The sequence below is a fragment of the Comamonadaceae bacterium M7527 genome (genome assembly GCA_021044545.1).
GTDB lineage: Bacteria > Pseudomonadota > Gammaproteobacteria > Burkholderiales > Burkholderiaceae_C > RS62.
Genome location: CP087990.1, coordinates 1,093,956 through 1,106,398 on the forward strand (window position 1 = coordinate 1,093,956; position 12,443 = coordinate 1,106,398).

Here is a 12,443-nt window from a genome sequence, read left to right on the forward strand (position 1 = left end):
CATGCACATTACCGCCAGAGACATTCCCCCGCGCACGGTTTACGCGCTTGAGCAAGCAGGCGTTCACCCGCTGCTGGCCCAACTGTTTGCCGCACGCGGCGTACAAAGCCCACAAGACCTAGACGACAGCTTGGCCAAGCTCCTGCCCCCAGACACCATGCTGGGGCTAGACACTGCTGCCAACACCCTGGCACAGGCCATTGCGCAACAACAACACATTTGTGTGGTCGCCGACTACGACTGCGACGGTGCCACCGCTTGTGCCGTGGCCATTCGCGGCTTGCGCTTGCTGGGCGCTAACAACGCACACTACCTGGTTCCAGACCGTATCACCGACGGCTATGGCCTCACCCCCAGTATTTCCAAGCGCGTAGCTGCCAGCGGTGCGCAAGTGCTGGTCACAGTAGACAACGGCATTGCCAGCCTGGACGGCGTATCCACCGCGCGCGAGCTGGGCCTGACCGTAGTGGTCACAGACCACCATTTGCCTGCCTTGGTCAATGGCGAGATCAAGCTGCCCAATGCCCACGCCATCGCCAACCCCAACCAGCCCGGCTGTGCTTTTGAGAGCAAAGCCATTGCCGGTGTGGGTGTAATGTTCTATGTGCTTCTAAAGCTGCGCGCCGTGCTGCGCGAGCAAGGCCAGTTTGACGCCAGCAACCAGCCCAAGCTAGACACCTTGCTGCCCCTGGTGGCACTGGGCACTGTGGCCGACGTGGTCAAACTGGACGCCAACAACAGGCGTTTGGTAGCCCAGGGCTTGAAGCGCATTCGCGCTGGCCATTTGCCAGTGGGCATGCAAGCCTTGTTCAGGGTGGCAGGCCGTCAAACCGATGTGGCCACCACGTTTGACTTTGGTTTTGCCGTGGGCCCACGCCTCAATGCTGCAGGCCGCTTGGCCGATATGACACTGGGCATTGAATGCCTTATTACCGACGACGCCGCTCGCGCTGACGAGCTGGCGCAAATGCTTGACCAAATCAACCGCGAACGCAAAAACATAGAAGGCCACATGCGCGACCAAGCGCTGGAAATGGCCGAGGCCATGATAGACAGCGATGCCGAGCCGCCACCCGCTGTGTGCGTGTTCGACCCCGACTTTCACGAGGGCGTGGTGGGCATTGTGGCCTCGCGCCTCAAAGACAAAATGCACAGGCCCACCTTTGTATTTGCCATGAGCCAGTCGCCAGGCTGCGAGGACGAGTTGAAAGGCTCTGGGCGCTCTATCCCGGGCTTTCATTTGCGTGACGCACTGGACTTGGTCGCCAAACGCCACCCCGGTGTGCTGCTGCGCTTTGGCGGCCATGCCATGGCAGCGGGCTGCACCATAGACGCCGACCAGCTGGACTTGTTTGAGCACGCCTTGCAAACCGTGGCCAGCGAATGGCTAGACGCCAGCACACTCACCAGGCGTCTGGAAACAGACGGCCCGCTAGACCCCCAATACCGCCACCCCGACGTGGTAGACCACTTGCACCAAGCGGTATGGGGTCAAGGTTTTGCACCGCCTTTGTTTAGCGAAGAAGTGCAAATCGTGTCGCAGCGCTTGGTGGGCGACAAACACCTGGCACTCAAAATGCTGCACCAAGGCCAGGCCGTGGACGGCATTTGGTTTGGCCACACCGAGCCTCTGCCCACACCCGTCAAGCTGGCCTTTAGGCTGGACGCCGATGCGTGGCAAGGACAAAAGCGGGTGCGCTTTCTGGTGGAAGGCGCGCAGCTATGACAAGCACCTGCAACCCCTTGCTGAACGCTGACCTGCACTGCCACTCCACAGCTTCAGACGGCACACTGCCCCAGGACCAGCTGGTCCAGCGGGCCGGACAACGGCGTGGAACTGTGGGCACTGACAGACCACGACGAAATTGCAGGCTTGGCCCGCGCCAATGAGGTGGCCAACGATGTGGGCTTGCCCTTTGTCAATGGCGTGGAGATATCCGTGAGCTTTGCCGGCGTCACCGTGCACATTGTCGGCTTGGGCTTTGACCGCACCCACCCAGACTTGATCGCAGGCCTAGCCGCCACACGCGGTGGGCGCGCCCAGCGCGCACGCGACATGGCCGCAGAGCTGGCCAAAGTAGGCATTCAAAACGCCTACGAGGGCGCGCTCAAATACGTGGGCAACCCTGACCTCATTTCGCGCACCCACTTTGCCCGCCACATCGTAGACGTAGGCATGGCACGCGACACCCACGATGTGTTCCGCAAATATTTAGCCGACCACAAACCCGGCTTTGTGCCCCACAAATGGGCCAAACTGGGCGACGCTGTGAAGTGGATTACAGGCGCTGGCGGCGTAGCCGTCATTGCACACCCAGCCCGCTACGGCCTGTCGCCCACAGCTGAGTACGCCTTGTTCAGCGAGTTCAAAACCCACGGTGGCCAAGCCACAGAGGTGGTCACCGGCAGTCACAGCGAGTCCGAGTACATCAAGTACGCCGACATGGCGCGCGAGTTTGGCCTCATGGCCTCACGCGGCTCGGACTTCCACAGCCCCACCGAAAGCCGCATTGACTTGGGCGCCCTGCCGCCACTGCCCAAAGGTTTGACGCCGGTGTGGTCGGTGCTAGCTGCGACTTAAGCCAACAGGTAAGGCGCTTAAAAACGACTCGCTTTGCTCTGCGTCCAGCGCCAGCAATGGCGCTCGCACACGCAACCAGCCGTCGTCGCCGGTGTGCTGCGCCATCAGCACTTTAAAAGCAGGCATCAACGGGTACTGAAACAACACCTTTAAAAACGCCACTACTTGTGCTTGTTTAGCCGCGTCAAAGCCGTCGGTAATGAGCTGTGAAACCAGCTCTGGCATAACGTTGGCCACACCACTGATAGCACCGTTGCTGCCCAACGCCGCCATGGTTTGCAAGTCTGGCTCGTTGCCCACCCATATTTGCAAATCGGGCAAAGCACTGCTCAAGGCTTTGGAATGGTTAAGGTCGCCGCCACTGTCCTTTACACCCAGTATCGCGCTGGGGTAGAGCCTGACCAAGGTTTGCACCAACCGCACAGACAGCGCCACCCCCATGATTTGGGGTATGGGATAGAGCACTATCGCCAGTGGCTTGGTGACACTGGCTTGTACCGCGTCTAGCACTTGCGTGTCGGCTCGCTCTACAACTTGGTCGCTCACACCGTTAAAGAAAAATGGCGGCGCCAACAAACATGCATGTACACCGAGGTCTGTGGCATGGCGTGTGAGAACAATGCTGTCAGGTATGGCGGCGCAGGTGGTGTGCGCAATGATGCGCTCAGACGGTACGCCTGTATCCACTAGATCTTGAAGCGCCTGCATGCGCTCAGCCACTGTCAACGAAGGGCCTTCGCCTGTGGTGCCAAACAGGGTGACACCTGCGCAGCCTTTGGCGAGTAGCCGCTGCGCATGCGCTGCCATAGCCGCAATGTTGACGTTCAGCGATTCATCAAAGGGTGTGAGCAGGGCTGGCCACACACCAAGGTGTGTTTGCACGTTGTGTGGTGTGGTCTGAGCGGTCATGGTGCAAAGGATCTAAGTACCGGTGTAACCAAACTGCTGTGGCAGCCACAACACAATTTGTGGGAACAAAATCAGCAACAACAACGCACCTAAGAGAGCGATGAGGAATGGCCAAATTTCCTTGATGATCTCTGACAACTTGATACCAGTGGTGCCGTTGATCACGAATAACAAAATACCGTAAGGCGGCGTGATGAGGCCAATCATGCAATTGATAACGGCCACCACACCAAAGTGCACCAAGTCGATGCCCAGCAAACGGCAAGTCTGCAAAAACAGCGGAATGATCACCAAAATAATGGTGGTTGCGTCCAATATGCAGCCCAACAACAGCAACACAACGTTGACGCCAAGCATAAAACTCATTGGCGTCACGTTTAGACTTTGCAAATATTCGGCCAAGAGCGTGGGGATGTTTTCTGAAGCAACGATGTAATTCAGTATCAGCGCGCCGCCGATGACCAAACCAACAGACGCGGATGCCTTCACGCTATTGAGCATGACCTCACGCATATTTTTAAGATTGATCGTGCGGTAGAAGACGGCTGCCAAAATAAACGCGTAGGCAGCCGCTACAGCCGCAGCTTCCGTTGACGTGGTCACACCGCCGTAAATGCCGTACAACAAAATCACCGGCATCAATAATGCTGGAAATGCCTTAACGGTAATACCCGGAATGTTGCGCAATGGCACCACCTCATCGGCTGCGAACCCGCGCCTGTGCGAGATAAATGTGTTCATGGTCATCAGCATCAAGCCCATGAGCAGCCCAGGCAAAATGCCACCCAAGAACAAGAATCCGATAGACGTGTCCGAGACCAAGGCGTAAATCACCATGGGAATGGACGGTGGGATAACCGGCCCAATGGTGGCTGACGCTGCGGTGATTGCAGCTGCATAGCCGGGTGTGTAGCGACCGTCTTTGGTCATCATCTGAATAATGACCTTGCCCAAACCCGCTGCGTCTGCCACCGCCGAACCCGACATGCCTGAGAAAATAAGGCTGGACACCACGTTCACATGGCCCAAACCACCTTTGAATCGACCCACCATGGCCACGCAAAACTGCAGCAAGCGCTCACTGATACTGCCCGCGTTCATGATGTTGGCCGCAACAATAAACAGCGGCACGGCCAGCAACACAAAACTGTCGTATATGCCGTAGATGATTTGCTCAGCGGCAATACCTAAGTCTTGGCCAGACACCGCGAGATAGGCCACCGCACTGGCGATGATGGAATAGGCAATGGGTGTGCCAATAGCGGCCAACAGAAACAACGTGAGCAAGCTGGTGGTGAATGCAATACTCATCGCTGATCACCTTGTGCAGGAAATGCGTCCAATTGGTCCATGTGGGTGCCGCGGACAATGTGCAGCAAGCGGTGGCCGTAGCGCACAACAACAGCCAGCATAAATAGCAGGTAGATGGAAAAAACGTAAGCCAGCGGGATGCGTAAGGTCCCGCTTTTTTTAATAGTTAAAAAGCTCACAAAGTCATAGGTGCCTGCGGCTGATGCCACCATAGTGAGCACCACTGCAATGGCAGCAATACCGGCCAACCACCGACGCACGCGCTCAGTGGAGGCCATGTAGATCATGTCAAAACGAACATGCTCTTGATTGGTCAAACAAAAAGCCGAACCCCACAAAACCGTCCACAACCACATGGTCAAACACAGCTCTAGTGTCCAGCCCAAGGGGGCATCAAACACGTAGCGCGACGTGATTTGTAAAACAAAGGCCAGGAACATCACGGACAACATGGCGATGGCCACGTCGTCCGCCCTGGCCGACCACCATGACCGCTTACGGTGCATAGGTCGGCTTTCTGAGTGAGGTGCCAGAGGTGTCTAGCTAGGCTTACAGGGCGTTGATTTTTTCAACAATACCCTTAGGCCATGACTTTGACAGATCTGACTCCAAGTACATTTTTTGTACGCGAGTGCGGAAAGCGTTCACGTCAGGCGTGTACACCTTCAAACCCTTGCTCACAAAGAACTGCTCCAGCTCGCCCTCTAACTTAAGCTGGCGTGCACGCGCCCAGTTTGTAGTTTGGTCAGCTGCTTTTTGCAATTCGGCTTGCTGCGCTGGCGTCATCTTGTCAAACACCTTCTTGCTGATAGCCAGGTAGTTCAAGTCCACCAAGTGGCTGGTCAGCACAATTTGCTTGGTCACTTCGTAAAACTTGGCGTCTTTGTTGATCGGCAATGGGTTGTCTTGTCCATCAACCGCACCCGTTTGCAGACCGGTGTACACCTCGGTAAAGGCCATAGGTGTTGGGCTAGCACCCAGGGCGCGACCCAAAAATTGCCATGCGTCAGAGCCTGGCATACGCAACTTCACGCCTGCCAAATCCTCGGGTGTCTTGATCTCTTTATCTGTACGCAAGTTCAACTGGCGGCGTCCCAAGTAAATCGCCAATCAGCTTAACGCCCAGCTTGTCTTCAACCTGTTGCTTGAAAGGCTTGAACAGGTCTGAATTGAATACGGCTACTTGGTGCGCCGCATCCCGGTGCAAGTAGCCCGCTGAGAACACAGAAAACTCTGGGAAGAATTCAGCCAGCTCTTGTGCAGACGTAATCGACATCTCCAAGTTACCGCGGGCAATGGCTTCAAGTTCTGTGCCCTGCTTGAATAAAGAGGCATTCCAGTGGCCTTCGAAGTCTGCAAATTTGGCCACAGCTGGACCAAACTGCTCAGTCATTGCCACGGCGCGAGCGTCTGTGGCTGATGCTGGCGCAGACAAGCGCAATTTGATTTTGTCAGCTGCAAAAGCGGTGCCGGTAGCGGCCACCAAAGACATGGCAGCGGCGGCGCCGATAAGGCTACGGCGAATGGTTGAAACGGTCATGAGGTATCTCCTAAATCAGTTTGGACTGTACCGGCACCACGTTGTGCGGTGGTAGCAAATGCTAACAGTATTTAATTTTATGTACCAGCTGGTACATTAAAAATAACCTAAGTGTTTACCCTAAAAATAGGTATTTATTGGGCTACAAGTGATATTTTCAAATTCGGAATTGAAGTTGTGTACTCATTGGTACATAATAATCGCCAGATGTTACAAGACCCTGGAGCCACCCCATGAGCGACGTAATGGCCACAACGGCTCAAAAAACCGCCACCAAACGACTGGAAGAAGCAGAGCGCACCAAGGCCGACATACTGGAGGCGGCAGCGCACGAATTTGGCGAAAAAGGCTTGGCTGGCGCTCGCGTAGACGACATTGCCGCTGCGACGCGCACCAGTAAGCGCATGATTTACTACTATTTCGGTAGCAAAGACGGCTTGTACTTGGCCACGCTAGAAGCCAAATACCGTGAGGTGCGCGAAAACGAAAGCCAAATGAACTTGGACGGCATGTCCCCACAAGCGGCGCTGCGCTGCCTGACTGCCGTCACCTTTGACCACCACCTCAACAACGAAGACTATATCCGCATGGTGATGTCTGAAAACATCAACCGCGGACGCTATCTCGCCCAAAGCGAACACGTTAAAGAACTCAACCGCCCGGCCATCGCACTGGTCACACGCATTTATGAACGCGGCGTTGCCGCCAAAGTATTTAGACCAGATCTAGACCCTGCGGATATTCACGCCTCTATCTCTGCCTTGGCGTTTTTCAACGTGTCCAACCGCTACACGTTTGGGATGATTTTTCAACAAGACAACCTGTCACCCGCTTACATAGCCAACCGACGCGAGAACGTAGTGCAAATGATTTTGCGATACGTGCAAGCCTAGGCCTCAAGCCATCATCCATGCAACACGCCACCCACACAGCCCCCATCACACGCATCGCAGTAGCGGGCGCAGGCTACATTGGCCAAGCCCACATGCAAGCCATTGCCACCACGCCCAACGCACAGCTTGGCGCACTGGTAGACCCCAGCCCAAGCGCCAAAACATTGGCTAGCAAGTTGGGCGTTGCGTACTTTGAGAACCTAAACGATCTGCTAACAGCCAATACTGATAAACGCTTGGTTGACGCTTGCGTTGTGGCCACACCCAATGACATGCATGCAGAGCAAGCCATTGCCTGCATCAACGCAGATATACCCGTATTGGTGGAGAAGCCTGTGGCACACACTGTTGAAGCAGCACAGCGCTTGCTGCAAGTGGCTGCCTCAAGCGCGGTACCGGTGTTGGTTGGCCACCACCGCGCTCACAGCGCCATCATGCGCCAAGCTTGCGCGTTGGTAACCGGCGGACAATTGGGCAGCTTGGTGAGTGTGGTGGGGACAGCTTGGTTTTTTAAGCCAGACCACTACTTTGAAGACAGCCCCTGGCGCAAAAAAATAGGCGCTGGGCCTTTGCTGCTGAACATGATTCATGAGATACACAACCTGCGCATGCTGTGCGGCGAGGTGGTGCACGTACAAGCCATGACCGGCCACCATACGCGTGGTTTTGAGGTCGAAGACACCGCCAGCATCAACCTTCGCTTTGACAGTGGCGTGCTGGCCAGTTTTGCTATTTCCGATACGGCTGCCAGCCCAAAAAGCTGGGAACAAACCAGCCAAGAAAATCCAGCCTACACCAGCTATCCCGATCAAAACTGCTACTACTTGGCAGGCACGCGGGGCAGCTTGGCTGTACCCACCATGCAACTACACACCTACCTTGAAGACACACAACGCTCTTGGTGGAAGCCCTTTGCCAAGCAAGCCGCGCCCGTCACACACGATGACCCCATCGCAAACCAAATGGCCCACTTCGTGCAAGTGGCGCGTGGCCTGCAGCCACCGCTTGTTACCGTGCGCGACGGCCTACAAAACTTAAAAATTGTGCAGGCTATCGTGCATGCAGCGCATAGCGGCGCCATCGTAGATATGACCAGCTTTAACCCCACCCAAACACCACACCCATGACACAACAAGTACTGATGCTGCACGGCATCAACCACAACATGTTTGGCAAGCGCGACCCCAAGCAATACGGCACGCTCACCTTGCAAGACATAGACCATCAGCTGCAAACTTTGGGTAGCAGCTTGGGGCTGCGCGTGGACAGCTACCAAACCAACCACGAAGGCGACATGTGCGAGCGCATACATCAAGCCTATGAAGATGGCGTTGACGCTGTGCTGATTAACGCAGGTGCGTGGACGCACTACAGCTATGGCATACGCGACGCCTTGGCCATACTCACCTGCCCCATTATTGAGGTGCATATGTCCAACATCCATGCCAGAGAGGCCTTTCGACATACCTCTGTGTTTGCCGACATCGTGCAAGGCCAAGTCGCCGGCTTGGGTGTGAACAGCTACTTGTCTGCTCTCAGCGCGGCCGCAGCGCTCATCAACAAGGCGTCATGATGATAGACGGCAACACACAACTGATTGCGCACATTGGCTTCCCCACGCACAGCTTCAAGTCGCCGCTCATTTACAACCCCTACTTTGAGCACGCTGGTATCAACGCCTGCGTGGTGCCCATGTCTTGTGAGCCGCAGCACTTCAACAGCCTGCTCAACGGGCTAAAGCCCTTGGGTAACTTGCTCGGTGCGCTCATCACCATGCCGCACAAAACTGCGGTCATGTCTTTGCTAGACGACGTCTCCACCACCGCTCAAATTGCTGGTTCATGTAACGCAATCAAATTTGACGCGAGTGGGCGCCTGATTGGTGACATGTTTGACGGCGAGGGCTTTGTGCGTGGCTTGGCCGCTAAAGGATTTTCACCAGCGGGCAAACGCGCCTTGGTAGTAGGCAGTGGTGGTGTGGGTTGCGCCATTGCCGCTTCACTCGCTCAAAGTGGTGTGATGGCGCTGGCCCTGTACGACACCAACCACGTCAACGCGCAAGCTTTGGCGCAACGCTTGCAAAAGCACTACCCGCAACTGACAGTCAGCACGCACCACAACGACCCAACCGACTGTGACCTGGTTGTCAACGCGACACCACTGGGCATGAATGTTAGCGACCCCCTACCGATAGATATCAGTCAGCTGTCGCCCAATACGTTTGTGGGTGAGGTGGTAATGCGCACGCAGCGCACAGCATTTGTGCAAGCTGCGCAGGCCGCTGGCTGCCAAGTGCAAGTGGGCTTAGACATGCTGTTTGAACAAATACCTGCCTACCTAGAGTTTTTTGAATTACCCAGTACCACCGTGCACAAGCTACGAGAGTTGGCACAGCTAGACGCCAGTTAAACCCCAAAACAAACACACCGCGCAGCATGCTGGCCATCTTCAACATCACCGCCCCAATTTATCTCATCATTGGACTGGGTTTGCTGTCTGTGAAGTCGGGGTTGATTGCGCAGTCAGAGCTCGGCGTGCTGGGGCGCATTTTGTTGTTGTTTGTTCTGCCGGCCACTGTGTTTCGCGCCATCACCAGCTACCCCTTGGCCGAGGTTTTAAACCTGGCTTATTTGGGTGCTTATGCCGCAGGCTCTGTGCTGGCGTTGTTGGTGGGCGTGATTGGTGCGCGCAAGTGGGCCAAAAAATCAATGGTGGTGTCTGGGCTTTACGGCATGGGGTTTGCCACCTCAAACAGCATGTTTGTGGGCTTTCCCATCATCTCGCAAGTGGTGGGCGAGCAGCAAGCAGATATCGCACTTGCGTTGTGCCTCATTGTTGAGAACATCATCATCGTGCCGCTGGCGCTTATGGTGTGCGACGCTGAACAACGCCTACCTTGGCCCCAAGCGCTGGCGCGCGTGTTCAAAGGGTTACGCACCAACTACATTTTCTTGGCCATTGTGTTGGGCTTTGCGGTGGCTATTGTGGGCCTGCCCATTCCTAGTATTGCCGCGCGCAGCCTAGACCTGCTCTCGGGTGCTGCTGCACCCATGGCCTTGTTCATGATTGGTGGCGTGCTATCTGGCCAACAAGTGCAAGCCGTGCGTACCGACTTGTTGGCGGTTACCGCAGGCAAATTACTCATACACCCAGCCATGGTGATACTCATGCTGCTAATGGTGCCGCAAAGTGATGCAGCGCTGCTCACCGCTGGCGTGCTATTTGCCGCGATGCCCTTGCCTGCTATTTTTCCGGTGTTGGCCAAGCGCTACAACCAAGAGGGCTTTGCAGCCACTGCCTTGGTCGTCGGCGTATCAGCCTCTTTTTTGTCGGTCAGTGTGTGGCTTTACGCCATGCCATTTGTGCAACGCTTGTTTGCCTAGAAAGCACCCACCATGAGCGATTTTTTAACCAAAGCCCACTTAGAGCGCGAGCCTATCAGCCCATCGTTCAACGATGTAGACAACCCCATAGGCTTGGACGGCATCGAATTTATTGAATACACAACCGCCAAGCCGAAAGCCTTAGGCCAAGTGCTAGAGATGATGGGCTTTAGGCCCATCGCCCGGCATCGCTCTCGCGAAGTCATGCTGTACCGTCAAGGCGCTATCAACATCGTGGTAAACGCACACGGCAAAGACGCAGCAGCCCCCGATGCTGCGCCGCGCATAGCGGCATTGGCCCTGCGTGTACGCGACGCACGTGAGGCCTTTGACAGCGTCGTGGCGCTGGGCGCTTGGGCGGTAGCCACCCACCCTCAAGTGATGGAGCTCAACATTCCGGCCATTCATGGTGTGGGCGGCACGCGCTTGTACTTTGTTGACCGCTACAAAGAGTTCTCGATTTACGACGTTGATTTTTTGCCCATACCCGGCGTGGACCAGCACCCTCCCGCGACTATGGGTATGCACTTCTTTGGTGTGGTGCAGTACATAGGTGCAGACCGCAGCAACGATTGGCTGACGTTTTACCAAACGCTATTTGGCGCACAGGCAATACCCAGTGAAGAGCGCTTTGGCATATTGCCGCACGGCACGCTGATTCGCTTTCCAGCGCTCAACTCAGACAACAGCTTCATGATGCAACTCATTGAGCCTGAGGTAAACGTGCTGGACAGTACGGAGTGCTTACACCGCGTTGGTTTGGGCGTGGCTGACGTGTTGCCCACCGTGGCAGCACTTAGGGCCAACGGCGTAGAGTTTGTAGAAACACCTGCTGCGCACAGTGAGGCGCGCGGCGCACTCACCAAAACCTATGAGCACAGTGTGTTGTTTGAGCTGGTGCACAGCCAAACCGGAGCCACACCATGAGTGCGCAGCGCAACCAAGCCATTGCATCGTTTGGCATGGACACCATCACACTGGCTGGCCCACTACAAGCCAAGCTGCAAGCCATCAAAGCGGCGGGATTTAGCCAAGTCATGCTCAAAGCCAACGACTTTGTGGGCCACCCGCAAGGCTTTGATGCCGCTGTTGCTGAATTTAAAGCCAGTGGCCTGCGTGGCACGGGCTTTCAGGTATTGCGCGACTTTGAGGGCCTCAGCGACGACTTGCACAACTACAAGGTTGATATTGCCAAGTCCATGCTAGAGATGTGCGCCGCATTGGGTTGCAACGTGCTGCTGGCTTGCTCGTCTACATCCACCCACGCCACCGACGACCGCGCGCACATTGCCAGAGATTTGCGCAAGCTGGCCATGTTGGCCATTCCTTACGGTATCAAGATTGCCTATGAAGCCTTGTCGTGGGGACGCAGCATAAACGAATTTCCCCAGGCGTGGGACGTCATCTCTATGGCCGACTGCCCCAACTTGGGCTTAGGCCTTGACTCGTTTCATATGTTTGCCAGCCAAACCAGCCTAGACGAGCTGGACTTTGTAGACCCGCATCAAATTTTCTTGGTGCAGCTGGCCGACTTTATGTGGCAAACCAGCCCCAACTTTGACGAGCACCGCAACACGGCGCGCACCTTCCGCGTCTTTCCCGGTGAAGGCGTGCACAGCGATCAGCTGCGCCAACTGGTACTCAAACTAGAAGGCTTGGGCTACCAGGGCGACTACAGCTTTGAAGTGTTTAACGACGACTACCAGCAAATGCCGCTGCAAGCCGTTGCCCAACGCGCCAAACGCTCTGCCCTGTGGCTGGCAGACGATGTGCTAAACCTCAGCATGCCGCTGCCCAACGCTATGACTTTGCGGGTGTAGCTTAGC

General features: G+C 55.8%; 11 protein-coding genes and 2 pseudogenes. 9 read left to right on the forward strand and 4 right to left on the reverse strand.

The annotated features are described in order from the left end of the window. Position 1 precedes the first annotated feature (1 nt). The gene (gene recJ / locus LN050_05265; protein ID UFS57208.1) at positions 2–1,726 is read left to right on the forward strand and encodes a single-stranded-DNA-specific exonuclease RecJ; all 1,725 of its coding nucleotides are present in this window, start codon (positions 2–4) and stop codon (positions 1,724–1,726) included. After that, positions 1,723–2,581 (forward strand): annotated as a pseudogene (locus LN050_05270) (PHP domain-containing protein). The gene recJ and the pseudogene LN050_05270 overlap by 4 nt, the downstream one beginning before the upstream one ends. On the opposite strand, the gene LN050_05275 reads toward LN050_05270, so the two are convergent. The 4 genes and pseudogenes from LN050_05275 to dctP form a co-directional block, all read right to left on the reverse strand. Then, the gene (locus LN050_05275) at positions 2,567–3,490 is read right to left on the reverse strand and encodes a dihydrodipicolinate synthase family protein (GenBank protein UFS57209.1); all 924 of its coding nucleotides are present in this window, start codon (positions 3,488–3,490) and stop codon (positions 2,567–2,569) included. The pseudogene LN050_05270 and the gene LN050_05275 overlap by 15 nt on opposite strands. 12 nt (positions 3,491–3,502) lie before the next feature. After that, positions 3,503–4,801 carry a TRAP transporter large permease gene (locus LN050_05280; GenBank protein ID UFS57210.1) on the reverse strand — a complete coding sequence of 433 codons (1,299 nt, stop codon included), beginning with the start codon at positions 4,799–4,801 and terminating at the stop codon, positions 3,503–3,505. Continuing rightward, complete coding sequence (locus tag LN050_05285) at positions 4,798–5,307, reverse strand: TRAP transporter small permease subunit (GenBank protein ID UFS57211.1); 510 nt, start codon at positions 5,305–5,307, stop codon at positions 4,798–4,800. Before LN050_05285 ends, LN050_05280 begins: the two co-directional genes overlap by 4 nt. 43 nt (positions 5,308–5,350) lie before the next feature. After that, positions 5,351–6,077: pseudogene (dctP, locus tag LN050_05290) on the reverse strand (TRAP transporter substrate-binding protein DctP). A gap of 497 nt (positions 6,078–6,574) precedes the next feature. On the opposite strand from dctP, the gene LN050_05295 reads away from it, so the two are divergent. From LN050_05295 to LN050_05325, 7 genes are read left to right on the forward strand one after another with little or no spacing between them, the layout of a single operon-like run. Beyond that, entirely contained in the window at positions 6,575–7,234 is a 660-nt protein-coding gene (locus LN050_05295; protein UFS57212.1) for a TetR family transcriptional regulator, read from the forward strand. Positions 7,235–7,251: 17 nt separating this feature from the next. After that, on the forward strand, positions 7,252–8,361 hold the full coding sequence (locus tag LN050_05300) for a Gfo/Idh/MocA family oxidoreductase (protein ID UFS57213.1): 1,110 nt from the start codon (positions 7,252–7,254) through the stop codon (positions 8,359–8,361). Further along, entirely contained in the window at positions 8,358–8,807 is a 450-nt protein-coding gene (aroQ, locus tag LN050_05305) for a type II 3-dehydroquinate dehydratase (GenBank protein ID UFS57214.1), read from the forward strand. Before LN050_05300 ends, aroQ begins: the two co-directional genes overlap by 4 nt. After that, entirely contained in the window at positions 8,807–9,643 is an 837-nt protein-coding gene (locus LN050_05310) for a shikimate dehydrogenase (GenBank protein UFS57335.1), read from the forward strand. Before aroQ ends, LN050_05310 begins: the two co-directional genes overlap by 1 nt. 26 nt (positions 9,644–9,669) lie before the next feature. Next, positions 9,670–10,617 (forward strand): AEC family transporter, encoded by a 948-nt coding sequence (locus LN050_05315; protein UFS57215.1) that lies wholly within the window; start codon positions 9,670–9,672, stop codon positions 10,615–10,617. 12 nt (positions 10,618–10,629) lie between these two features. Beyond that, positions 10,630–11,544 carry a 4-hydroxyphenylpyruvate dioxygenase gene (locus LN050_05320; protein ID UFS57216.1) on the forward strand — a complete coding sequence of 305 codons (915 nt, stop codon included), beginning with the start codon at positions 10,630–10,632 and terminating at the stop codon, positions 11,542–11,544. Continuing rightward, positions 11,541–12,437 carry a sugar phosphate isomerase/epimerase gene (locus tag LN050_05325; GenBank protein UFS57217.1) on the forward strand — a complete coding sequence of 299 codons (897 nt, stop codon included), beginning with the start codon at positions 11,541–11,543 and terminating at the stop codon, positions 12,435–12,437. Before LN050_05320 ends, LN050_05325 begins: the two co-directional genes overlap by 4 nt. Positions 12,438–12,443 lie beyond the last annotated feature (6 nt).

Coding starts and splice junctions, on each gene's coding strand:
- recJ (UFS57208.1), top strand. CDS start 2: ATGCACATTACCGCCAGAGACATTCCCCCGCGCACGGTTTACGCGCTT.
- LN050_05295 (UFS57212.1), top strand. CDS start 6,575: ATGAGCGACGTAATGGCCACAACGGCTCAAAAAACCGCCACCAAACGA.
- LN050_05320 (UFS57216.1), top strand. CDS start 10,630: ATGAGCGATTTTTTAACCAAAGCCCACTTAGAGCGCGAGCCTATCAGC.
- LN050_05285 (UFS57211.1), bottom strand. CDS start 5,307: ATGCACCGTAAGCGGTCATGGTGGTCGGCCAGGGCGGACGACGTGGCC.
- LN050_05315 (UFS57215.1), top strand. CDS start 9,670: ATGCTGGCCATCTTCAACATCACCGCCCCAATTTATCTCATCATTGGA.
- aroQ (UFS57214.1), top strand. CDS start 8,358: ATGACACAACAAGTACTGATGCTGCACGGCATCAACCACAACATGTTT.
- LN050_05280 (UFS57210.1), bottom strand. CDS start 4,801: ATGAGTATTGCATTCACCACCAGCTTGCTCACGTTGTTTCTGTTGGCC.
- LN050_05325 (UFS57217.1), top strand. CDS start 11,541: ATGAGTGCGCAGCGCAACCAAGCCATTGCATCGTTTGGCATGGACACC.
- LN050_05275 (UFS57209.1), bottom strand. CDS start 3,490: ATGACCGCTCAGACCACACCACACAACGTGCAAACACACCTTGGTGTG.
- LN050_05310 (UFS57335.1), top strand. CDS start 8,807: ATGATAGACGGCAACACACAACTGATTGCGCACATTGGCTTCCCCACG.
- LN050_05300 (UFS57213.1), top strand. CDS start 7,252: ATGCAACACGCCACCCACACAGCCCCCATCACACGCATCGCAGTAGCG.